The organism is Microbacterium sp. SCPM-O-B-15248 (M128) (assembly GCF_058214835.1).
Genome location: NZ_JBYQLI010000002.1, coordinates 182,847 through 204,288, shown reverse-complemented (window position 1 = coordinate 204,288; position 21,442 = coordinate 182,847). Strand labels below are relative to the sequence as shown.

General features: G+C 69.8%; 19 protein-coding genes. 11 read left to right on the top strand and 8 right to left on the bottom strand.

The annotated features are described in order from the left end of the window. Nucleotides 1-40 precede the first annotated feature (40 nt). Nucleotides 41-1,168 (top strand): alkaline phosphatase family protein, encoded by a 1,128-nt coding sequence (locus AC3E6M_RS03645; protein WP_490529068.1) that lies wholly within the window; start codon nucleotides 41-43, stop codon nucleotides 1,166-1,168. A gap of 13 nt (nucleotides 1,169-1,181) precedes the next feature. On the opposite strand, the gene sepH is transcribed toward AC3E6M_RS03645, so the two are convergent. Further along, nucleotides 1,182-2,234, bottom strand: coding sequence for a septation protein SepH (sepH, locus tag AC3E6M_RS03640; RefSeq protein WP_138172556.1), 1,053 nt, complete (start codon nucleotides 2,232-2,234; stop codon nucleotides 1,182-1,184). Between the two features lie 211 nt (nucleotides 2,235-2,445). On the opposite strand from sepH, the gene AC3E6M_RS03635 reads away from it, so the two are divergent. Next, the gene (locus AC3E6M_RS03635; protein ID WP_138172557.1) at nucleotides 2,446-2,739 is read left to right on the top strand and encodes a DUF4193 domain-containing protein; all 294 of its coding nucleotides are present in this window, start codon (nucleotides 2,446-2,448) and stop codon (nucleotides 2,737-2,739) included. Here AC3E6M_RS03635 and AC3E6M_RS03630 read toward each other — a convergent pair. Next, nucleotides 2,714-3,205, bottom strand: coding sequence for a DUF3093 domain-containing protein (locus tag AC3E6M_RS03630; protein WP_490529066.1), 492 nt, complete (start codon nucleotides 3,203-3,205; stop codon nucleotides 2,714-2,716). The genes AC3E6M_RS03635 and AC3E6M_RS03630 overlap by 26 nt on opposite strands. Nucleotides 3,206-3,217: 12 nt before the next feature. Here AC3E6M_RS03630 and dut point away from each other — a divergent pair, with 12 nt between their 5' ends. The 5 genes from dut to dxs all read left to right on the top strand — a co-directional run bounded on the left by dut (nucleotide 3,218) and on the right by dxs (nucleotide 10,110). Next, the gene (dut, locus tag AC3E6M_RS03625; protein WP_490529065.1) at nucleotides 3,218-3,673 is read left to right on the top strand and encodes a dUTP diphosphatase; all 456 of its coding nucleotides are present in this window, start codon (nucleotides 3,218-3,220) and stop codon (nucleotides 3,671-3,673) included. Beyond that, nucleotides 3,670-4,278 (top strand): DUF3710 domain-containing protein, encoded by a 609-nt coding sequence (locus AC3E6M_RS03620; protein WP_138172560.1) that lies wholly within the window; start codon nucleotides 3,670-3,672, stop codon nucleotides 4,276-4,278. The genes dut and AC3E6M_RS03620 overlap by 4 nt, the downstream gene beginning before the upstream one ends. After that, nucleotides 4,275-5,024, top strand: coding sequence for a DUF3159 domain-containing protein (locus AC3E6M_RS03615; protein ID WP_138172561.1), 750 nt, complete (start codon nucleotides 4,275-4,277; stop codon nucleotides 5,022-5,024). Before AC3E6M_RS03620 ends, AC3E6M_RS03615 begins: the two co-directional genes overlap by 4 nt. Before the next feature lie 136 nt (nucleotides 5,025-5,160). Beyond that, nucleotides 5,161-7,995: an aconitate hydratase gene (locus AC3E6M_RS03610; RefSeq protein ID WP_490529064.1), complete on the top strand. Its 2,835-nt coding sequence runs from the start codon at nucleotides 5,161-5,163 to the stop codon at nucleotides 7,993-7,995. 165 nt (nucleotides 7,996-8,160) lie between these two features. Further along, nucleotides 8,161-10,110 carry a 1-deoxy-D-xylulose-5-phosphate synthase gene (gene dxs, locus AC3E6M_RS03605; RefSeq protein ID WP_490529063.1) on the top strand — a complete coding sequence of 650 codons (1,950 nt, stop codon included), beginning with the start codon at nucleotides 8,161-8,163 and terminating at the stop codon, nucleotides 10,108-10,110. 174 nt (nucleotides 10,111-10,284) lie between these two features. On the opposite strand, the gene AC3E6M_RS03600 is transcribed toward dxs, so the two are convergent. From AC3E6M_RS03600 to AC3E6M_RS03585, 4 genes are all read right to left on the bottom strand, one after another. Then, nucleotides 10,285-12,423, bottom strand: coding sequence for a 3-hydroxyacyl-CoA dehydrogenase NAD-binding domain-containing protein (locus AC3E6M_RS03600; RefSeq protein WP_490529062.1), 2,139 nt, complete (start codon nucleotides 12,421-12,423; stop codon nucleotides 10,285-10,287). After that, nucleotides 12,420-13,628 carry a thiolase family protein gene (locus AC3E6M_RS03595; protein WP_490529060.1) on the bottom strand — a complete coding sequence of 403 codons (1,209 nt, stop codon included), beginning with the start codon at nucleotides 13,626-13,628 and terminating at the stop codon, nucleotides 12,420-12,422. Before AC3E6M_RS03595 ends, AC3E6M_RS03600 begins: the two co-directional genes overlap by 4 nt. A gap of 71 nt (nucleotides 13,629-13,699) precedes the next feature. Continuing rightward, complete coding sequence (locus AC3E6M_RS03590) at nucleotides 13,700-14,896, bottom strand: ribonuclease D (RefSeq protein ID WP_490529059.1); 1,197 nt, start codon at nucleotides 14,894-14,896, stop codon at nucleotides 13,700-13,702. Then, a complete protein-coding gene (locus AC3E6M_RS03585) occupies nucleotides 14,889-15,479 on the bottom strand; it encodes a DUF3000 domain-containing protein (RefSeq protein WP_394529552.1) in 591 nt (196 codons plus the stop codon). Before AC3E6M_RS03585 ends, AC3E6M_RS03590 begins: the two co-directional genes overlap by 8 nt. A gap of 25 nt (nucleotides 15,480-15,504) precedes the next feature. On the opposite strand from AC3E6M_RS03585, the gene AC3E6M_RS03580 reads away from it, so the two are divergent. Next, on the top strand, nucleotides 15,505-16,713 hold the full coding sequence (locus AC3E6M_RS03580; protein ID WP_490529058.1) for an alpha/beta hydrolase family protein: 1,209 nt from the start codon (nucleotides 15,505-15,507) through the stop codon (nucleotides 16,711-16,713). 15 nt (nucleotides 16,714-16,728) lie between these two features. Here AC3E6M_RS03580 and AC3E6M_RS03575 read toward each other — a convergent pair whose 3' ends face one another. Both AC3E6M_RS03575 and AC3E6M_RS03570 read right to left on the bottom strand, forming a co-directional pair. Next, a complete protein-coding gene (locus AC3E6M_RS03575; RefSeq protein WP_138172569.1) occupies nucleotides 16,729-17,169 on the bottom strand; it encodes a SufE family protein in 441 nt (146 codons plus the stop codon). A 34-nt stretch (nucleotides 17,170-17,203) separates the two neighbouring features. Next, nucleotides 17,204-18,106 carry a sulfurtransferase gene (locus tag AC3E6M_RS03570; protein WP_138172570.1) on the bottom strand — a complete coding sequence of 301 codons (903 nt, stop codon included), beginning with the start codon at nucleotides 18,104-18,106 and terminating at the stop codon, nucleotides 17,204-17,206. Between the two features lie 118 nt (nucleotides 18,107-18,224). Between AC3E6M_RS03570 and zapE the strand changes: the two genes are divergently transcribed. The 3 genes from zapE (at nucleotide 18,225) to AC3E6M_RS03555 (ending at nucleotide 21,347) form a co-directional block, all read left to right on the top strand. Then, nucleotides 18,225-19,262, top strand: a complete 1,038-nt coding sequence (gene zapE, locus AC3E6M_RS03565) for a cell division protein ZapE (protein ID WP_138172571.1) — start codon at nucleotides 18,225-18,227, stop codon at nucleotides 19,260-19,262. Nucleotides 19,263-19,430: 168 nt separating this feature from the next. Further along, a complete protein-coding gene (locus AC3E6M_RS03560) occupies nucleotides 19,431-20,705 on the top strand; it encodes an ammonium transporter (protein ID WP_490529057.1) in 1,275 nt (424 codons plus the stop codon). A 96-nt stretch (nucleotides 20,706-20,801) separates the two neighbouring features. Further along, on the top strand, nucleotides 20,802-21,347 hold the full coding sequence (locus AC3E6M_RS03555) for a type II toxin-antitoxin system PemK/MazF family toxin (protein ID WP_490529056.1): 546 nt from the start codon (nucleotides 20,802-20,804) through the stop codon (nucleotides 21,345-21,347). Nucleotides 21,348-21,442: the final 95 nt, after the last annotated feature.

The window sequence follows — 21,442 nt, the reverse complement described above, 5'->3', positions numbered from 1 at the left end:
TCTCGACGGGGGCGAGGAGTCGTATGGAAGACTGGCCCCGATGTCTCTCAGCCTACCGGCGGGTCCGCCGCGTGCCCGGAGCCTCACCGGTGTGGTGACTCAGGCGATCGCCGCCCTCGAGGGTCGGTCGGAGTGGTTCGCCCCCGCCCGCAGCGCCGTGGTGTTCGTCGTCGACGGGCTCGGCTCGCACAACCTGGCCGAGCGCCGTGGCCACGCGCGTTTCCTCGGCTCTGCCGGCTCGCGCCGCGACGTCGCGCGAACGGTCTTCCCCTCGACCACGGCGGCGGCGTTGACGAGCCTGCTCACCGGCACCGAGCCGGGGGAGCACGGCATCGTCGGCTACCGCACGCGGATCCCGGGCACATCGATCGCGGCGAATCAGCTGCACGGGTGGGAGACCGACGGCCTGGATCCCCGCACGTGGCAGCGCAGCCGTCCGCTGCTCGAGATCGAAGCCGAGCGCGGACGACCGTGCTTCGTCGTGTCCCGCCCCGACTACACCGGCACCGGATTCACCGCGGCGACACTGCGCGGCGCGGAGTTCGTCTCGTCCGCCGATGTGCGCGAGCGCGCGGCGATCGCCGCCGACCTGGCCGCGCGGCATCCCGGAGCCCTGGTCTACCTCTACGCGCCCGATCTCGACACGGCCGGGCACCGCGACGGCTGGGAGTCCGACCGCTGGACCGACGCCCTCGAACGCGTCGACGCCGCCGCGCGCGACCTCGACGGCGCGATCGACCCCGGCACGGGCGTGCTCATCACCGCCGACCACGGCATGGTCGACGTTCCCGCCCACAAGCACGTGCTGCTGTCGGACGGCGACCCTCTGCTCGAGGACGTCGAGATCGTCGGCGGCGAGCCCCGGATGCTCCACCTCTACGTCACCCCGGGGCGCGCGGATGCCGTGGCGTCACGGTGGCGGGAGCGAGAGCAGTCGCGGGCGTGGGTCCTCACGCGCGACGAGGCGATCGCGGCCGGGTTGTTCGGCTCGGTCGCCCCCGAGGTGAGCGAGCGCATCGGCGACGTGCTCGTGGCCGCGCGCGGACGCTTCGCCTACTACGACGACCGCGAGAGCGACAAACGCCCTCAGCGCATGGTGGGCCAGCACGGGTCGCTGACCGACGAGGAACGGACGGTTCCGCTCCTGCGCCTCGGCGCGTTCGCCTGAGAGCTGCGCTGACTCAGCTCTCGTCGCTGCGCGCCCCGAAGACGATCTCGTCCCACGAGGGCATGGACGGTCGCCCCTTCGTGCGCCGCCCGGAGTCCGAGGATGCCGAGGGACCGGGGGTCCGATCCGGTTCGGTCTCGGTCGTCTCGGGCTCCTCCGCGCGGTAGCCCGGCTCGAGAGCGTCGAAGAGCGCGACGGGGGCACTGGGCGTGCGGGGTTCGGGTTCGCGGACCTCGGGCGTCCCCGGCAGGGGTTCGCGCTGTCCGCGTCGGCGACGCAGCGCCTCGAGGAGGTCGGCCGTCTCGGACGAGGTCACCGGTGCGTCGGGAGCCCGCTTGATCGCCGCAGCCTGAACCGCGGTGCTCACCGGACCAGTGGCCTCGACGCCGGGCTCATCCTCGATGTCGAGACGCCGCGGTCCGAAAGCGCCGCTGTCGAAGCGCGTGTCGTCCTTGGGGAGCGGAGTGTCCAGGGCACGCAACCGGGGGATCAACCCTTCGGGCAGCGAACCCTGGCGGGAGAGCTGGATCGCGTCGGAGTTCTGCGGCGACAGGCTGCTGCGGCGGGGGTCGAAGCCCCAGCGGGCGTCATGGTCGATGCCGTTGGCGGTGAACTCGAGCTTCACCATCCACCCCGACGGGTCCTTCCAGCTCGTCCACCGTTCCGCCGATGCGCCGGCTTCGCCGAGCTTCGCGCGGACGGCGGCTCCGAAGGTGACCGGGGCATCGTGCTCGAGGGCCCCTCCGAGCAGCACGGGCACCGAGAGGGCCTGGGCGACGACGTGCTCGCGCTCGGCGAGCACCGGGCCTTCGAACCTCTCGACGTCTTCGACGCGGGCGTTCAGCAGCGCCGCGACCTCGCGCGCGGAGAGCCCCGCGCGAATGTGCGCCTGAATCTCGCGCGGGCTCGGGCGGGGCGCGCGCTCGTCGTCGTGCTCGCGCCCACGGCGCGCACGGCGCGCCTCGGCGCGCAGCACCTCATCGAGCGGCAGGGCGAATCGTTCGCCCGTCTCGGTCGCGACGACGAGGACGTCATCCTCGGTTCCGATGACTTTGAGCTGTTCCATGCGAAACACCCCTCCGATCTGCGGTCGACGCCCATGCTGTCATGGCCCCGCCGCCGGAGCCGGGAATATCGCGGGCGCGCCGCGAGTTTGACGCCTCGCAGCCCGCACTCACCCCGCCGAGCGCATTTGCTTATCGGGGTCGGGTCATGCAAACTATGGCCGCCCGTTCGGGCGATGCACCACAGAAAACCGGAAGTAGAGACCTTCACGCATGGCCACCGATTACGACGCACCGCGCAAGACCGAGGACGACAGCGAGTCGATCGAGGCCCTCAAGGAGCGCGTGCCCGACAAGACGTCGGGGTCGATCGACAACGAGGATGCCGACAACCCTTCGGGCTTCGAACTGCCCGGGGCCGACCTGTCGGACATCGAGCTCGACGTCGTCGTGCTTCCCGCTCAGGAAGACGAGTTCACCTGTATGAACTGCTTCCTGGTGAAGCACCGCTCCCAGATCGCCGAGGAGAGCGGCTCCGGCTTCATCTGCCTGGAGTGCGCAGCCTGACCTGAGCGCGCTGGATCGCCGCGACGAGGCGATCCGGCGTCCGGGTGGACACCACCCACATCGGAGTCGGATCATCGGGGTCGGTCACGGGTACCGTGACGATCCCGTCGATCCCGCCTCGGATGACGTGCCAGGCCCGCCGGTCGAGACCACTCCCGCGGGCCGTTCGCGCCTCTTCGGCCACGACTCCCGCGGGAACCCCGAGGAGCTCCACGGGGATGTGCGCCCGACCGGCGTGCAGTTCGCCGTCGCGTACCTCGACAAGGGGGGAGAGCGCGACGAGCGCCGCGACGATCCCGACGCCCACCACGAGTCCGACCATCAGGGCGAGCGTGGTGTCGATGGGCGAGAAGACCAGCGCCGCCATCGGGCCGCAGACGGCTGCCGCGCCGAGAGCCCACAGCGATGGGCTCAGGCGTTCGCGGTACTCGATTCCGGTGCGGATGCCGCACCCCCTCTTCTGCATTACCCTCGTGGGGTGACCGAAACGGTGGACGTCCTCATTGTCGCATCCGAGCCCCCGGTCTTCGCCCACCCCGGCGATGCCGGAGCCGACCTCGTCGCCGCCGAGGCGGTGACGCTGCAGCCCGGTCGCCGCGCGCTCATCTCCACCGGCGTGCGGATCGCCCTGCCCGACGGGTACGCCGCATTCGTCGTCCCGCGAAGCGGCCTGGCCGCCAAGCACGGGATCACGATCGTCAACTCGCCGGGCACGATCGACGCGGGCTACCGCGGTGAGATCAAGGTCGCCCTTCTGAACACCGACCTCGACGACGCGTACGAGATCGCGGTCGGCGACCGCATCGCGCAGCTGATCGTCATGCCCGTCCCGCCCGTGCGCTTCATCCCGGTCGACGACCTCCCCGCCAGCGTGCGCGGGCAGGGCGGCTTCGGATCCAGCGGCTACCAGACCCCTTCAGGGAGCACCCGATGACCGACGAATCCGACCAGCAGATCGAGGCCGCGCCGCCCGCCAAGAGCGGTCCCGTGGACCGCGAGACCGCGGGCCCCTTCGACGAGGCCGAGGCGAACGCCGTCCGCCCCTACATCGACCTCGGCGGTATCAAGATCCTGCCGCGCGAAGGACTCAACCTTCGCCTCGAGGTCGAGGAGCAGACCAAGCGGATCGTGGCCGTCGGTCTCGACTACGCCGATTCCACTCTGCAAGTGCAGCCGTTCGCGGCGCCCCGCACGAGCGGACTGTGGGCCGAGACGCGGGATCAGATCCGCCAGCAGGTCAAGCAGCAGGGCGGCCGGGTCGAGGAGCGCGAGGGCCCGCTGGGCCCCGAGCTCCTCGCCGAGGTCCCGGTCGTGGCCGGTGCCGACGGCTCGGCCAAGCGCCTCGCCCGCTTCGTCGGCGTCGACGGACCGCGCTGGTTCCTGCGCGGCGTCATCGGGGGAGCCGCGACATCCGACGTCGAGGCGGCCGCGGCAGTCGAAGACCTCTTCCGTTCGATCGTCGTCGTCCGCGGCGGATCGCCCATGCCGCCCCGCGATCTGATCCCCCTGCGGATGCCGTCCGCCCCCGGCACGGCATGAGCGACGCTCCGCGCCCCGACGACGCCGACCGCGTCCCGCTCGAGCCCCCCTCGGCGGCCGACAGCGTGTCGGCGGCACTGGGCAGCGCCGCGCGCCGGGCGGGACTGGACCCGTCGAAGCACTCCTCGACCGGCGCCGCCGTGTGGTCGGCGATGGGCGGGTGGCGCGGCATCCTGGAATCCGTCCTGCCGTCGCTGGCCTTCGTCGTGCTGTTCACCGTCACGATCGATCCCGAGACGCGCCAGGGCGATCTGCTGCTGAGCCTCGGCGTCTCGGTCGGGCTGGCCCTGGTCTTCACGATCGCCCGCCTGGTCGCCAAGTCGCCGCCGAGCGCCGCCATCGGCGGCCTGTTCGCCACCGTCGCAGCCGCCGTTCTGGCACTGTTCACCGGTCGCGGGCAGGACAACTTCGTCTTCGGGTTCTTCACGAACGGCGCCTACGGCACCGCGTTCCTCGTGTCGGTGCTCGTCGGCTGGCCCCTCATCGGTCTGGCGGCCGGCTACCTGCTGGGAGAGGGCACCTCATGGCGCGCCGACAAGCGCCAGCGCCGCGTGTTCTCCTGGCTGTCGCTCGGGTGGGCGGCCCTGTTCGCCGCGCGATTGATCGTTCAGCTCCCGCTGTACTTCGCCGGCGACGTCACCGCACTCGGAACCCTGAAGATCATCATGGGCCTGCCCCTGTTCGCTCCCATGCTCGCGGTCACGTGGCTCGCCGTGCGGGCTCTCTCCCCACGTCGCGAGGCCTGATATATTTATCTTGATATCAAGATAAATCTCCCTTGCTCCGCGGTTAGGTCCGCCTTCCTGGCATCGTCCGCACACCCCGGGGAAGATGGGAGAGGGCGGGCCGACGCCTGCGCATACGCCGACGAAGGAGACGATCGTGTCCACGGTTGACAGCTTCGGTGCCAAGAGCACCCTGACGGTCGGCAGCACCGACTACGAGATCTTCCGCATCGACACCGTCCCCGGGTTCGAGAAGCTCCCGTTCAGCCTCAAGGTGCTGCTCGAGAACCTCCTCCGCACCGAGGACGGCGCGAACGTCACCGCGGAACAGATCCGCGCCCTCGGATCCTGGAACCCGGATGCCGAGCCCGACACCGAGATCCAGTTCACGCCCGCGCGCGTCGTGATGCAGGACTTCACCGGCGTCCCCTGCATCGTCGACCTCGCCACGATGCGCGAGGCCGTCACGGCCCTCGGCGGCGACCCCAACCGCATCAACCCGCTCTCGCCGGCCGAGATGGTCATCGACCACTCGGTCATCGCCGACCTCTTCGGCAGCGAGAACGCCCTCGAGCGCAACGTCGAGATCGAGTACGAGCGCAACGGTGAGCGCTACCAGTTCCTCCGCTGGGGCCAGACCGCGTTCGACGACTTCAAGGTCGTGCCCCCGGGCACCGGCATCGTCCACCAGGTGAACATCGAGCACCTGGCCAAGGTCGTCTACGACCGCTCCGTCGACGGCGTCCTGCGCGCCTACCCCGACACCTGCGTCGGCACCGACTCGCACACCACGATGGTCAACGGCCTCGGCGTCCTGGGCTGGGGCGTCGGCGGCATCGAGGCCGAGGCCGCGATGCTCGGTCAGCCCGTGTCGATGCTCATCCCGCGCGTGGTGGGCTTCAAGCTCAGCGGCGAGATCCCCGCCGGCGTCACCGCGACCGACGTCGTCCTCACGATCACCGACATGCTGCGCAAGCACGGCGTCGTGGGCAAGTTCGTCGAGTTCTACGGCGAGGGCGTGGCATCCGTGCCGCTCGCCAACCGCGCGACCATCGGCAACATGAGCCCCGAGTTCGGTTCGACCGCGGCGATGTTCCCCATCGACGACGTCACGCTCGACTACCTGCGCCTCACCGGCCGCGACGAGCAGACCGTCGCGCTGGTCGAGTCCTACGCCAAGGAGCAGAAGCTCTGGCACGACGCGGCGCGCGAGCTCGTCTTCAGCGAGTACATGGAGCTCGACCTCTCCACCGTCGTCCCCTCGATCGCCGGCCCGAAGCGTCCCCAGGACCGCATCCTGCTGTCCGAGGCGAAGTCGCAGTTCGAGAAGGACATCCTCAACTACGCCGCCGCGTCCACCTCGGACTCGATCGTCGACCTCGAGAGCGACCAGTCGTTCCCCGCCTCCGACCCGGGCCCCGTGCCGGGCGACGAGCACACCCACACCGGTGAGGTTCTCATCTCCTCCGGACACCCCGCCAACGCGTCGAAGCCCGTCAAGGTCACCACGCCCGAGGGCCAGTCGTACCTGCTCGACAACGGCGCGGTCACCCTGGCCGCCATCACGTCCTGCACGAACACGTCGAACCCCTCCGTCATGATCGCGGCGGGTCTTCTCGCCAAGAACGCCGTCGACAAGGGCCTGAAGCGCAAGCCGTGGGTCAAGACGACGCTCGGCCCCGGCTCGAAGGTCGTCACCGACTACTACGAGAAGTCGGGTCTCGACAAGGCGCTCGAGGGTCTGGACTTCTACACCGTCGGCTACGGCTGCACCATCTGCATCGGAAACTCCGGCCCCCTCATCGAGGAGGTCTCCGAGGCGATCAACGAGAACGACCTCGCCGTCACGGCCGTCCTCTCCGGCAACCGCAACTTCGAGGGTCGCATCAGCCCCGACGTGAAGATGAACTACCTGGCATCCCCGCCGCTGGTGGTCGCCTACGCCCTGGCCGGCTCGATGAACTTCGACTTCGAGACCGACCCCCTCGGCAAGGACCAGAACGGCGAGGACGTCTTCCTCAAGGACATCTGGCCGGCGCCCGACCAGGTCCAGACCATCATCGACGCGTCGATCTCACGCGAGCAGTTCATCCAGCAGTACGCCACCGTCTTCGAGGGCGACGAGCGCTGGAAGAACCTGCCCACCCCGACCGGCCCGATCTTCGAGTGGGATGCCGATTCGACCTACGTCCGGAAGGCGCCCTACTTCGACGGCATGTCGATGGAGCCGTCCCCGGTCAGCGACATCAGCGGCGCGCGCGTCATGGCGGCCCTCGGCGACTCGGTCACGACCGACCACATCAGCCCGGCCGGCAACATCAAGGCGGGCACGCCCGCCGCGCAGTACCTCACCGAGCACGGCGTCGCGCAGAAGGACTTCAACTCCTACGGCTCGCGCCGGGGCAATCACGAGGTCATGATCCGCGGCACGTTCGCGAACATCCGCCTGAAGAACGAGCTGACCGCCGCGGTCAACGACGGCAAGGTCGTCGAGGGCGGGTACACCCGTGACTTCACGCAGCCCGGTGGTCCGCAGTCGTTCATCTTCGACGCGAGCCAGAACTACCAGGCGCAGGGCACCCCGCTGGTCATCTTCGGCGGCAAGGAGTACGGCTCCGGCTCGTCGCGCGACTGGGCGGCGAAGGGCACGAACCTGCTCGGCGTCAAGGCGGTCATCACCGAGAGCTTCGAGCGCATCCACCGCTCGAACCTCATCGGCATGGGCGTCGTCCCGCTGCAGTTCCCCGCGGGCGAGAGCTGGAAGTCGCTGGGCCTCGACGGCACCGAGATCGTCTCGATCGAAGGCCTCGAGCAGCTCAACGAGGGCGTGACCCCCAAGACGGTGAAGGTCACCGCCGAGCCGAGCGAGTTCTCGCCCGAGGGCAAGCAGACCGTGACGTTCGACGCCGTGGTCCGCATCGACACCCCCGGTGAGGCCGACTACTACCGCAACGGCGGCATCCTGCAGTACGTGCTGCGTTCGCTCGTCTGACCCCCGCCTCGACCGCGCCCCGGGAGCTTAGGCCCCCGGGGCGCGGTTGCGTTTCCCGACACCATCGATCGCTCGCTGGCAAGCCATTGCCGGGCCCTTTCCGGGCGCCGAGACTAGAATCGACAGACGCGCAGACCTCTGTGCGCACCGCACGAGAGGAGTCACATGGCTCTCCTACCCGGCATCCACGGCCCCCGTGACCTCGACGGTCTCACCCCCGATCAGCTGCGGCAGCTCGCGGCCGAGATCCGTTCGTTCCTGGTCGAGAACGTCGCCCGCACCGGCGGTCACCTCGGCCCCAACCTCGGCGTCGTCGAGTTGACGATCGCCCTCCACCGCGTCTTCGACTCGCCGGCCGACCCGATCATCTTCGACACCGGCCACCAGTCGTACGTGCACAAGATCCTCACCGGCCGTCAGGACTTCGCGAACCTGCGGTCGCGCGGCGGCCTCGCCGGCTACCCGCAGCGCTCCGAGAGCGAGCACGACATCGTCGAGTCCTCGCACGCGTCGAGCTCGTTGAGCTGGGCCGACGGCGTCTCCCGGGCGTTCACGCGGACCGGCCGCAAGGACCGCCACGTCATCGCCGTCGTCGGCGACGGCGCGCTCACCGGCGGTATGACGTGGGAGGCGCTGAACAACATCAGCGACGACAACGACCGCAACCTCGTCATCGTCGTCAACGACAACGGCCGCTCCTACGCCCCGACCATCGGCGGCATGGCCCGTTACCTCAACCGCGTGCGCACGAACGAGGCCTACCGTCACCTGCACCAGAGTTCGGCCACGCTCTTCCGACGCCTCGGACCGGCCGCCCGCGCCGTGTACCGCGGGGTTCGCGGCGGAACGCACGGCTTCCTCTCGCGCTTCACGAACAACGAGGCGCTGTACAGCAACCTCGACATCAAGTACCTGGGGCCCATCGACGGCCACGATTTCGAGTCGCTGCTCGAGACCCTCGAACTGGCGAAGTCCTACGGTGCGCCCGTCATCGTGCACGCGATCACCGACAAGGGCAGCGGCTACGCCCCGGCGATGAGCGACGCCGCCGATCAGTTCCACGCCGTCGGCAAGATCGACCCGGTCACGGGCGAGGCCCTCGGCTCGGGCAGCGGCCCGCAGTGGACCGACGTGTTCGCCGACGAGCTCGCCGCGGTGGGCGCCGAACGCGAAGACGTCATCGCGATGACGGCCGCGATGCTGCGGCCCACCGGGTTGCAGCCGTTCGCCGATCGCTTCCCCGAGCGCGTGTACGACGTCGGTATCGCCGAGCAGCACGCCGTGGCCTCCGCAGCCGGTTTGGCCTTCGGCGGTCTCCACCCCGTCGTGGCGCTCTACGCCACGTTCATGAACCGCGCCTTCGACCAGGTCATGATGGACGTCGCCCTGCACAAGGCCGGCGTCACGTTCGTCCTGGATCGCGCGGGAGTGACCGGGCCGGACGGCCCGAGCCACCACGGCATCTGGGACCTGGCGATGCTGCAGTTGGTACCCGGCATCCGAATCGCCGCGCCGCGCGACGCGACCCGCCTGCGCGAGGAGTTCCGCGAGGCGGTCGCCGTAGCCGACGCCCCCACCGTCGTGCGCTATCCGAAGGGCGGCGTCCCCGCGGACCTCGACGCGATCGAGCGCCTGCCCGACGGCGTCGACGTGCTCGCGCGCGGGTCGTCGGACGACGTGCTGCTGGTCGGCATCGGCCCCATGGTGCATTTGGCGATGGAGGTCGCGGAGCGCTTGAGGGCCCAGGGAATCGGAGCGACGGTCGTCGACCCCCGCTGGGCGATCCCCGTACAGCCCTCGATCGTCGAGCTCGCGGGCTCCCACCGCCTCGTCATCACGATCGAGGACGGCATCCGGGTCGGCGGCGTCGGTACCCGCGTGCGTCAGGTGCTGCGCGAGGCCGGTGTCGACACGGCAGTGGACGAGCTCGGCATCCCCGACGAGTTCATCGACCACGCCACGCGCGAGCAGATCCTCGAGGATGCCGGACTCACGGCATCCAAGATCGCCCATGACGTCGTGGCCCAGGTGCTCGGCACGCGCATCCCGATGGCGCGGCAGACGCCCACCGGCGCCATCCCGACGCTGGAGGAGTGGGAGAAGACCCGCCCGTAACGCGCCCAATTCACGTGAAATGGCCGAGCGTACCCGTTATGGCGCGCAACGACGTGTCGGGTCGGCCAGGTCACGTGATCTGGTGACGAGCCACCGACACCGCGCGCCGAACACCCGCACGAACGACAGCGGCGCCGCCCCCTCGGGGACGGCGCCGCTGTCGTTCTCCGGCTCTCAGCCGCCGATGCCGCGGATCGGCGGGTGGTGGAACGTGTCGCCGAAGGCGCGCTCCGACGCCCCCTCGCGGTCGAGGTAGGGCGAGGCACCGCCGTCGATGAACGGCCAGCCGGCGCCGAGGATGAGGCACAGGTCTATGTCCTGCACCTCGGGCACGACGCCCTCGTCGAGCATGATCTTGATCTCCTGCGCGAGGCCGTCCTGCACGCGGGCGAGGATCGTCTCGGGCGCGACCGGCGTCTTGCCGGTGACGAGCACCTTTTGCGCCGCCTTGGTCCAGCCGGTGACGCGGCCGCCCTTGTCCTTCTCGACGACCTCGGGCAGCGCCGCGAGCTCGTGGAAGTTCTCGGACGCGAAGAAGCGCTCCGGGAACGCCCCCGCCATCGTGTCCTGCACGTGGGCGGCGACCTTCCAGCCGACGAGGTCGATCAACTGGAACGGCCCCATCGGGAGCCCGAGCGGCGCGAACGCCTTCTCGACGACCGTGATCGGCGTGCCCTCGTACACCGCGCGCGCGGCCTCGCCCATGACCTTCGCCAGCAGGCGGTTGACGACGAACCCGGGCGCGTCGGCGGTCAGCACCGCGTTCTTGCCGAGGCCCTTGGCGACGACGAACGCCGTGGACAGCGCGGCGTCGGAGGTGGCATCCGTCTTCACGACCTCGATGAGCGGCATGACCGCGACGGGGTTGAAGAAGTGGAAGCCGACGAGCCGCTCGGGGTGCTCGAGCGCCGAACCGATCTCGGCGACCGAGAGCGACGAGGTGTTCGTCGCGAGGATCGTGTCCTCGGCGACGATCTTCTCGATCGCGGAGAACACCTCCTGCTTGACGCCCACCTCCTCAAACACGGCCTCGATGACGAAGTCGCAGTCGGCGAACTCTCCGCGGTCGGTCGTGCCGTGCACGAGCGCGCGCAGCTGGTTGGCGGTGTCGGCGTCGAGCCGACCCTTCGCCTCGAGCTTGCCGATCTCTTCGCGGATGGATGCCACGCCCTTGTCGACGCGTCCCTGATCGAGGTCGGTGATGACGACGGGAACCCGCAGCTTCCGCACGAACAGCAGCGCGAACTGCGAGGCCATGAGGCCCGCACCGATCACGCCGACCTTCGTCACCTTCTTCGCGAGCGCCTTGTCGGGGGCGCCGACCGGCCGCTTCGCACGCTTCTGGACGAGGTCGAACGCATACATGGATGCCGCGAACTGGTCGCCGGCGATGAGGTCGGCGAGAGCCTCGTCCTCGCGGGCGAAGCCCTCGGCCTTCGTGCCGCTCTTGGCCTTGTCGAGCAGATCGAGCGCGACGTAGGGGGAGCGGGGGACCGTGCCGATCTTCGACTCGAGCATGCCGCGCGCGACCTTGATCGCGATCGGCCACTTCGTGAGGCGCTCGATCTTGCCCGGCTCGTTCTTCCGCTCGACCTTGACGCGACCGGTGAGGACGCCGTCGGCCCAGCGCAGCGAGTCCTCGAGGTACGAAGCCGCCGGGAAGATGGCATCCATGATCCCGAGGTCGAAGGCCTGCTGGGGCTTGAGCATCCGGTTCTGCTTGAGCGGGTTCGACACCACGACCTCGAGCGCGTTCTCGATGCCGATGAGGTTCGGCAGCAGGTACGCGCCACCCCAGCCGGGGATGATGCCGAGGAACACCTCGGGCAGCGCGATCGCCGCAGCCGACGCGTCGACCGTGCGGTAGGTCGAGTTCAACGCGATCTCGAGACCGCCGCCGAGGGCGAGGCCGTTGACGAACGCGAACGACGGAACACCCAGCTCGGACAGCGAGCCGAGCACCTGGTGCCCGCGCTGGGCGATGAGGCGCGCGATGTCCTTCGACGGCAGGTTCGCCACCTCGGAGAGGTCGGCGCCGGCGGCCAGGATGTACTGCTTCCCGGTGATCGCGACGGCGTGGATCTCTCCGGCCGCGGCCCGCTGCTTCAGCGTGTCGAGCGTGCGACCGAGCTCGGCGAGGGTCGCCGGACCCAGCGTGTTCGGGCGGGTGTGGTCGCGGCCGTTGTCGAGCGTGACCAGCGCGACGACGTTGCCCGAGGGCAGGCGCACGTCGCGCACGGGAGAGTGCGTCACGACCTCGTCGGCGCTGAGTCCGTCGAGGGGCGAGAAATCGATCGCGGAGTAGTCGGTCACTTGCGCTTCTTCTTTCCGTCGAAGAACGGGTTCTCCCAGATCACCGAACCGCCCTGCCCGAGACCGACGCACATGGCCGTGAGGCCGTACCGCACGTCGGGGCGCTCGGCGAAGTGCGCGGCGAGCTGGATCATGAGACGGACACCGGATGCCGCGAGCGGGTGGCCGAGCGCGATCGCGCCGCCCCACGGGTTCACGCGCGGGTCGTCGTCGGCGATGCCGAAGTGGTCGAGCAGCGAGATGACCTGGATCGCGAACGCCTCGTTGAGCTCGAACAGACCGATGTCGTCGATCGTGAGCCCGGCCTTCTTGAGCGCCTTCTCCGTCGAGGGGATCGGGCCGATGCCCATGATCTCGGGCTGCACGCCGGCGAACGCGAACGAGACCATCCGCATCTTGGGCGTGAGGCCGAACTCCTTCACGGCATCCGCGCCCGCGAGCAGGCTGATCGTCGCGCCGTCCGTGAGCGGCGAGGACGTCCCGGCGGTCACACGGCCGTGCGGGCGGAAGGGCGTCTTGAGGGATGCCAGCCCCTCGAGGGTCGTCTCGGGGCGGCGCCCCTCGTCCTCAGTGGCGAGGCCCCAGGCGCCCTCGGCATCCTTGATCGCGACCGGGACGAGGTCGGGCTGGAACCTGCCGGCCTCGTACGCCGCCTGCGCCTTGTGCTGGCTGGCCATGCCGAACCGGTCCGCACGCTCCTTCGTGAGGTGCGGGAAGCGGTCGTGGATGCGCTCGGCGGTCACGCCCATGTTCAGCGCACCCGGGTCGACGAGCTTCTCGGCGACGAAGCGCGGGTTCGGGTCGGCGTTGGCCCCGATGGGGTGCCGGCCCATGTGCTCGACACCGCCCGCGAGGGCGAGGTCGTACATGCCGACGCCGATCGAGGCGCCCATCGTGGTGACGCTCGTCATCGCACCGGCGCACATGCGCTCGACCGCGAGTCCCGGCACGGTCATCGGCAGACCCGCGAGGATCGCCGCCGTGCGTCCGAGGGTGAGGCCCTGGTCACCGGTCTGCGACGTCGCGGCGATGGCCACGTCGTCGATCCGATCCTTCGGCACCGTGCCGTTGCGCTCCATCAACCCGATGATCGCTTTGACGACCAGGTCGTCCGCGCGGGTGTTCCAGTACATGCCCTTCTCGCCGGCGCGCCCGAACGGGGTTCGCACACCATCGACGAAGAAGACGTCAGACATCTCGGCCACTCTGCCTCCATACATTGGGATGCAACCAGCCTAGGAAACGCCCCGCGACCCGAAGAATCGGTTGTCCGAACCTACGAAGTCGGTTCCCCTGCCTCGGGATCCTCGTTGAGGGAAGCTACAAAGCTATCGGCGATCACCTGTGCGGTCTGGTCAATCTGCCACGGGCGAGCACCCAACTCCGCCAGAACGGTCGAGACCGACGCCGCGGTGATCTCGGTGGGCGGAGTCCACGCCACGCGGCGCAGCGTCTCGGGAGTGAGGAGGTTCTCGGTCGGCATCCCCAGGTCTTCGGCCCGGGCCTCGACGGCCGGGCGGGCCGCCTTGAGTCGGCGGTCGGCGTCGGGGTTGCGATCGCCCCATGCGCGCGGCGGCGGGAGCGTGTCGCTGGGCACGCGGTCGGGCGGCAGCTCGGTCGACTCGCGACCGGCGACGATCGCGTTCCACCAGCGGTCCAGCTGTGTGCGGCTCGCGCGCCCATTGAACTCCTTGATGCCCGCGAGCGCCTGCTTGCTCTGCGGGTCGGCGAGCACCGCCGCGACGAGGGCACGGTCGGGCACGAGACGGCCGGGGGCGACGTCCTGCTCGCGCGCGTAGTCCTCGCGGGCCTGCCAGAGCGCACGCGCCACTGCCAGCGACCGCCGGCCGCGCACGGTGTGCAATCCGCTCAGTCGGCGCCAGGGGTCGTCGCGCGGCGGCTTCGGCAGACGCGAAAGCACGGCCTCGAACTCCTGCCGGGCGAACTCCGTCTTGCCCTGCTCCTCGAGCTCGGCGACGAGTTTGTCGCGCACGTCGATGAGATGCTCGACGTCGAGCGCCGCGTACTCGAGCCATGACGCCGGCAGCGGACGCGTGGACCAGTCCGCCGCGGAGTGGGCCTTGGCGAGGACGATGCCGAGGGTCTGCTCGACGACCGCGCCGAGGCCGACCCGCTCGTGACCCAGCAGGCGCGCACCCAGCTCGGTGTCGAAGATCTCCCGCGGCTCGAGTCCCCGTTCGCGCAGCGACGGAAGGTCCTGGCTCGCGGCGTGGAAGACCCACTCGACGTCGCCGATGGCTTCCTGCAGCGGCGAGAAGTCCTCGATCGTGGACGGGTCGAACAGAAAGACCCCCGCCTCCCGGCGGAACACCTGGATGAGGTACGCCCGCTGCGAATAGCGGAATCCCGACGCCCTCTCGACGTCGACCGCGACCGGTCCGACCCCGGATGCCAGGGATTGCGACGCTACGCCGAGACCGGCGGCATCCTCGATGACGGTGTACTCACTCACGCGGGGGCCTCCGGGCTCCGAGAACCGCAACGCCCTCCGATCCCGGTGGGAGACCGGCGAGCATGCAGACAAGCTCCGCCCACGCTTCGAGGTGAGGGCGGAAGGGACCGCGCGGCGACCATGACGCGCGAAGTTCGATCTGCGACCCCTCGCCCTGCGCCGCGAGCGCACCGAAACCGGTCGACAGCGTCTTTGTCGCCGTCCCGGATTCGGAGTGACGCTCGGCACCGCGAGAATCGAGGGCATCGATCAGCCACGACCACGCGACCTCCGCCAAGAGAGGATCGATGCCGATCTCGGGCTCGAGGGGGGCCTGGGCGAAGCAGACGACGCGCCACGCGCCACCCCACGCCTCAGGCTCGTCGGGGTCGTGCAGGAGAATGAAACGCCCGGTGCCGAACGGCGAGTCCGTCGCGTGTGCATCGGGACGCACATCGCCGGCGAGAGCGAGCGCCTGCGGCGCCAGACCCGCCGGGGAGGGGATCTCGCGCACCACGAAGTCGTCGCGGAACGTCGTCGCGCGCAACTCGTCGGCCGCCCGGGCGAAGGGGGTCGCCGCCTCGGGTGAGCGGGGGTCTGTCACGGCCACAGACTAGAGTGAGGCCTCGATGAACGCTCCCAGGCGCGCCGCGAGGCGCCGTGCCCCGCACCCGGCGGCCGGACCGCTGCGGATCGCCCTCACGGCACTGACGGCCGCCCTGGGCCTCAGCGCCACCGCGCTCGGAGCCGTCTCGTTGCGGATGGCGCGCACCGTCGTGACTCCCGCGGGCCGCATCCCCGACATCGAGGTGGTGGGCCTCGACGTCGCCGCCCAGACGGTGACTCTTTCGCGCACACCCGACACGGTCCTGCCCGGCCGGTACGGCCTGTTCACCACGGGCACCGCCGACTACCTGCGGCTCGGATCCGTCGTGAAAGAGGATGCCGCGACGGTCACCCGCAAGCTCCTCACCCACGTACCCGCGGACGCGCAGCTCGCCCCCGCGGCCGCCTTCAGCGGCTGGTACTACGACAAGCCCGACGACCTGCAGATCCCGTACCGCAACGCCCTCATCGGCACCCCGGTCGGCCCCTGCCCGGCGTGGGAGTTCCCCGCCGCCATCGACACCGACGTGTGGGTCATCCAGGTGCACGGTCGGGGCACGACCCGCGCCGAGGCGCTGCGGGCAGTGCCGGTGTTCCACGACCTCGGCATCACGAGCCTCGTCGTGTCGTATCGCAACGATGGCGAGGCGCCGCGCAGTCGCACGGGCACGTATGCCCTCGGCGCCACCGAGTGGCGCGACGTCGATGCCGCGACCGGCTACGCCCGACGGCAGGGCGCACGTCGCATCCTGCTGATGGGCTGGTCGATGGGCGGAGCGATCTGCCTCCAGACCGAGTTCTCGTCACCCCACCGCGACGTCCTGGTCGGGCTCGTCCTCGAGTCGCCGGTCGCCGACTGGCGCACCGTGCTGCGCTACCAGAGCCGGGAGCTGCGACTGCCCGCCCCCGTGCTCGGCTTCGCGCAGCAAATCCTGGGATCCGAGTGGGGAGCCGTCCTCACTCGGAGCGGCTCCGCCATCCCTCTCGACCGGCTCGACGCCGTCGCGCGCGCGGACGAACTGCGGCATCCGGTGCTGATCCTCCACAGCGACGACGACGGATTCGTGCCGAGCGACGCCTCGCATGCCCTCGCCGAGGCGCGCCCCGACCTCGTCGCGATGGAGACGTTCTCGGTCGCCCGGCACACGAAGCTGTGGAACTACGACCAAGACCGGTGGACGCGCGCGATCACGGAGTGGGTGCGGGCGCGAGGACTCGCGACCGGGGAGTGAGGCGGATGCCGCGCGTCAGGCGCCGCTCTTGGCGCGCACCTGACGCTTCGCGCGCATGAGCATGCCCGTCATCCCCGCGATGCGCAGAGGGCTGACCGCGCGGGTCAGGCCGATGCTCTGCGGGAAGTCGTCGGGGACGGCCAGGACCTCGTCGACCGAGAGGCCGGTGAGACCCTGGGCCAGGATGCTGGCGAACCCCCGGGTCGTGGGAGCCTCGGCGGGCGCGGTGGCGTGCATCGCCACGAGTCCGGCCTCGTCGACGTCGACCACGATGTAGACCGGCGACTGGCACTCCGCGACACGCTCGCACATCTCGGGGTGATCGGCGTACTGCGCCGGCACAGCGGGCAGCTCCTGCGAGAACTCGAGCAGCAACTGCAGACGGTCGGGCTCGTCGAGCTCGAGGAACTCGTCGCGGATCTCGGCTAGGCGGGCGGGGAGAGTGGTCTCGGACATCACCGTCATCCTCCCACGCCCACCGGGTCCGGGCTCAGCGTCCGGGGACCTCGCCGGGTTCCGCACCCGAGACGATCGGCACGCGCACGGCGCTGCCCCACTCGGTCCACGACCCGTCGTAGTTGCGGACGTCCTCGAAGCCGAGCAGGTGCTTCAACACGAACCACGTGTGGCTGGAGCGCTCCCCGATGCGGCAGTACGCCACGATCTTGTCGCCGTCCTGCAGTCCCGCGCCGTCGCGGTACACGGCATCCAGTTCTTCGCGCGACTTGAAGCCGCCGTCCTCGGCCACGGCCTTGGCCCAGGGGACGCTCTGCGCGCTCGGGATGTGACCGGCACGCAGCGCCCCCTCGTCGGGGTAGGCCGGGGCGGTCGTCCGTTCGCCCGAGTACTCCTCGGGGGAGCGGACGTCGATGAGCGGGTTGCCGAGGTGCGCGAGGACGTCGTCCTTGTACGCGCGGATGAGCGAATCGTCGCGCTCCACGACGGGGTAGTCGGCGGGCTCGACGACCGTCTTGTCGGTGGTGACCGGCCGCCCCTCCGCGATCCACTTGTCGCGCCCGCCGTCGAGCAGACGCACGTCTTCGTGGCCGAACAGGGAGAACACCCACAGCGCGTAGGCGGCCCACCAGTTGTTCTTGTCGCCGTAGATGACAACCGTGTCGTCACGGGAGATGCCCTTGCGGCTGAGCAGTGCGGCAAATCCCTCGCCGTCGACGTAGTCGCGCACCACGGGGTCGTTCAGCTCGGTGTGCCAGTCGACCTTGACCGCTCCGGGGATGTGCCCGGTCTCGTACAGCAGGACGTCCTCGTCGGATTCCACGACCACGAGGCCCGGCTGCCCGAGGCGTTCCTGCAGCCACTCGCCCGTGACGAGGCGGCCGGGTTCGGCGTACGCGGCGAACTTGGGGGAGGTGGTGTCGAACTCGACGGTCACGGTGTCTCCTCGGTCGGGGTGGGGGAGCGGGCGGCGTAGGGTGGACACCGCACCTTCGACCCTAGGACCGCCGCGTCGAAGCAGGCACCTCTCCGTAAGACTGCGACACAGGACGGCCATGACCTCTACGCCTGCGACGACCGGCGTCGTGCACCTCATCGATCGTGAGCCGGCCATCTCGGGCGCCGAGATGGTGAGCGCCCTCGTGCCGCCGCCGCAGTTCGACGGCGCGACCTTCGAGTCGTACCGGGCGGATGCCGCTTACCCGTCGCAGCAAGAGGCGAAGGAGCTGCTCGAGGCGTTCGCCGGACGCACGAACGCGCCGGCGAAGAAGGGCGGGTTCTTCCGCCGCGCCGAGAAGACCCCGCCGATCAAACCGGGCGTCTACCTCGACGGCGGATTCGGCGTGGGCAAGACCCACCTGCTCGCCGCGATCTACCACGCGATGCCCGCGCGGCGGAAGTACTTCGGGTCCTTCATCGAGTACACCGCCCTGGTCGGGGTCCTCGGGTACGCCAAGGCCGTCGAGCTGTTCCGCGGCTCCGACCTGCTGTGCATCGACGAGTTCGAACTCGACGACCCCGGCGACACGATGGTCATGACCCGGCTGCTCGGCGAGCTCGTGGCATCCGGAACCCGTCTGGCGGCCACCTCGAACACCCCGCCGAACGCGCTCGGCGAGGGACGCTTCGCCGCCCAGGACTTCTTGCGCGAAATCCAGTCGATGGCCGACAGTTTCCGCACGATCCGTATCGACGGCACCGACTTCCGGCAGCGCGCGATCGACGGCGAGGCCCGCGTCCTCTCGGATGCCGACTACGCCGACGCGATCCGGGATGCCGCCGCCCGTGGCGTCGCCACCGACGATGAGTTCGGCGCCGTCGTGGCGCACCTCGCCCGCGTGCACCCGTCACGGTTCATCCGCCTCATCGACGGCGTCGACACCATCGGGCTGCGCGACGTGCAGGTCCTGCACGATCAGTCCGCCGCCCTGCGACTGGTCGCCTTCATCGACCGTGCCTACGACGCGCAGATCCCGATCCGTGCCACGGGGGTGCCGCTGAACACCGTCTTCGCGGACGAGATGTTGTCCGGCGGATACCGCAAGAAGTACCTGCGGGCCGTGTCACGCCTGGTGGCGTTGACGCACTCCTGAACGACCCTTTCATCGCGGCTTCGCGGCACGGGGAAATCTGATGTTTACACGCGACCGTCCGCTGTAACGCACTCGAAACACGAATCCCACGCCGATGGAAACCGGGGCTGTGGACACTGAGGGGACCCGACGCTACACCTGCGTCCCTGCAGAGAGGTTCTCTTCGAGATGGATCAAGGCAACACCGCATTCATCCTGATAGCAGCGGCACTCGTGCTGCTCATGACGCCAGGACTCGCGTTCTTCTACGGCGGACTCGTCAAGGCCAAGAGCGTCATCAGCATGATGATGATGAGCTTCGGCGCCATGGGACTCATCGGAGTCCTGTGGGTCCTCTACGGCTACGCGATCGCCTTCCCCGCCACTGAGGCGGGCACCACGCAGGCCCCGTGGGCCATCGACTTCAACGAGCTCGGCCTCTCGGGCGTGCTCGAGACGCCGGAAGGCGCCGCCTACCCGCCGCTGGCCTTCGTCGCCTTCCAGGCCACGTTCGCCATCATCACCGTCGCGCTGGTCTCGGGTGCCATCGCCGACCGCGCCAAGTTCGGTTCGTGGATGGTCTTCGCCCTCATCTGGTCGACGGTCGTCTACTTCCCGGTCGCCAGCTGGGTCTTCAACTTCGGTCTCGCCGAGGACGGCTCGTTCTCGTACGGTGGCTGGATCACGAAGGGCATGCAGGACGTCTTCGGCGTCGGTGCGATCGACTTCGCCGGTGGTACCGCTGTCCACATCAACGCCGGTGCCGCAGCTCTCGCCCTCGCCCTGGTGCTCGGCAAGCGCGTCGGCTTCCAGAAGGGCGCCCACGTCCCCCACAACCCGCCGTTCGTGCTCCTCGGCGCGGGCCTGCTGTGGTTCGGCTGGTTCGGCTTCAACGCCGGTTCGGAACTCGCCGCCGACGGCACCGCCGCTCTCGCCTTCGTCAACACGATCGCCGCTCCCGCCGCCGCTCTGCTGGCCTGGCTGATCGTCGAGAAGTTCAAGGACGGCAAGCCGACCTCCGTCGGCGCCGCTTCCGGCGCCGTCGCGGGTCTGGTCGCGATCACTCCGGCCTGCGCCGCACTGACGCCGTTCTGGGCGATCGTCCTCGGCCTCGTCGCCGGTGCCGTTTGCGCCCTGGCGATCGAGCTGAAGTTCAAGCTCGGCTTCGACGACTCGCTCGACGTGGTCGGCATCCACCTCGTCGGTGGTCTGCTCGGAACCCTGTACCTGGGTATCTTCGCGAACAACACCGGTCTGATCTACAGCGGTTCGTTCACGCAGCTGCTCGTTCAGGCGATCGCGGCGCTGGCCGTCCTGGTGTACTCCTTCGTGCTGGCCTACATCATCGGCTTCGCGATCGAGAAGACGATGGGCTTCCGCGTCAAGAACGAGGACGAGATCGCCGGCATCGACACCGTCGTGCACGGCGAAGAGGGCTACGTCCTCAGCGACACCCGCGGCTGACACCCGCACCCGCTCGACGGGGCGTCACGGATTCGTCCGTGGCGCCCCGTTCGTGGTTCGTCCGGTGGCGCGGGACAGTCTGTCTAGGGTGAGGGGATGGGAACCGCCTCGCGCCTCGTCTCCGCCCTCCTCAGAGCCTTCCGCCCCTCCAGCCCCGCTCGGCGCTCCACCCCCGCTCCTCGGCCGCGCGAGACCGCAGGGAGGGCCGACGCCGTCCGGCCAGGCCAGGCGGCCGGCGCGACGGCCACCGTCGAGGTGGCACCTCCGCGCCGGCTGACCCTGACGTATGCTCCCACGCGCGATGGCGCCCCCGACGGCGGCGAGATCATCTGGACGTGGGTGCCCTACGAAGAGCGCGACGGCCGCGGCAAGGACCGACCGGTGCTCGTCATCGGACGAGCGGATGCCACCCGCTCCTACGCCGTGCGCCTGACCAGCAAGCCGCACGCCGGCGACCGCGACTACCTCGCCCTGGGCACGGGGGAGTGGGACCCCCAGGGTCGCCCCTCGTGGGTCGACATCGAGCAGGTGTACCTCGTGCACGACGCCGGCATGCGCCGCGAGGCCGCGGCCCTGGACCGACGCCGCTTCGACGCCGTGGCATCCGCTCTCGCGCAGCGGTACGGCTGGCGCGTGGGGTGATTCACGGCTCGGCGCCGCGGCGCGGGCCGCAAAACTGCACGCCGCTGACAAAACCACAGCAGCCTGCAATGGAGATGTCAGGCGGGTGCAGTCTC

Coding starts and splice junctions, on each gene's coding strand:
- AC3E6M_RS03635 (WP_138172557.1), top strand. CDS start 2,446: ATGGCCACCGATTACGACGCACCGCGCAAGACCGAGGACGACAGCGAG.
- AC3E6M_RS03580 (WP_490529058.1), top strand. CDS start 15,505: ATGAACGCTCCCAGGCGCGCCGCGAGGCGCCGTGCCCCGCACCCGGCG.
- AC3E6M_RS03575 (WP_138172569.1), bottom strand. CDS start 17,169: ATGTCCGAGACCACTCTCCCCGCCCGCCTAGCCGAGATCCGCGACGAG.
- zapE (WP_138172571.1), top strand. CDS start 18,225: ATGACCTCTACGCCTGCGACGACCGGCGTCGTGCACCTCATCGATCGT.
- sepH (WP_138172556.1), bottom strand. CDS start 2,234: ATGGAACAGCTCAAAGTCATCGGAACCGAGGATGACGTCCTCGTCGTC.
- AC3E6M_RS03560 (WP_490529057.1), top strand. CDS start 19,431: ATGGATCAAGGCAACACCGCATTCATCCTGATAGCAGCGGCACTCGTG.
- AC3E6M_RS03620 (WP_138172560.1), top strand. CDS start 3,670: ATGACCGACGAATCCGACCAGCAGATCGAGGCCGCGCCGCCCGCCAAG.
- AC3E6M_RS03630 (WP_490529066.1), bottom strand. CDS start 3,205: ATGCAGAAGAGGGGGTGCGGCATCCGCACCGGAATCGAGTACCGCGAA.
- dxs (WP_490529063.1), top strand. CDS start 8,161: ATGGCTCTCCTACCCGGCATCCACGGCCCCCGTGACCTCGACGGTCTC.
- AC3E6M_RS03645 (WP_490529068.1), top strand. CDS start 41: ATGTCTCTCAGCCTACCGGCGGGTCCGCCGCGTGCCCGGAGCCTCACC.
- AC3E6M_RS03615 (WP_138172561.1), top strand. CDS start 4,275: ATGAGCGACGCTCCGCGCCCCGACGACGCCGACCGCGTCCCGCTCGAG.
- AC3E6M_RS03555 (WP_490529056.1), top strand. CDS start 20,802: ATGGGAACCGCCTCGCGCCTCGTCTCCGCCCTCCTCAGAGCCTTCCGC.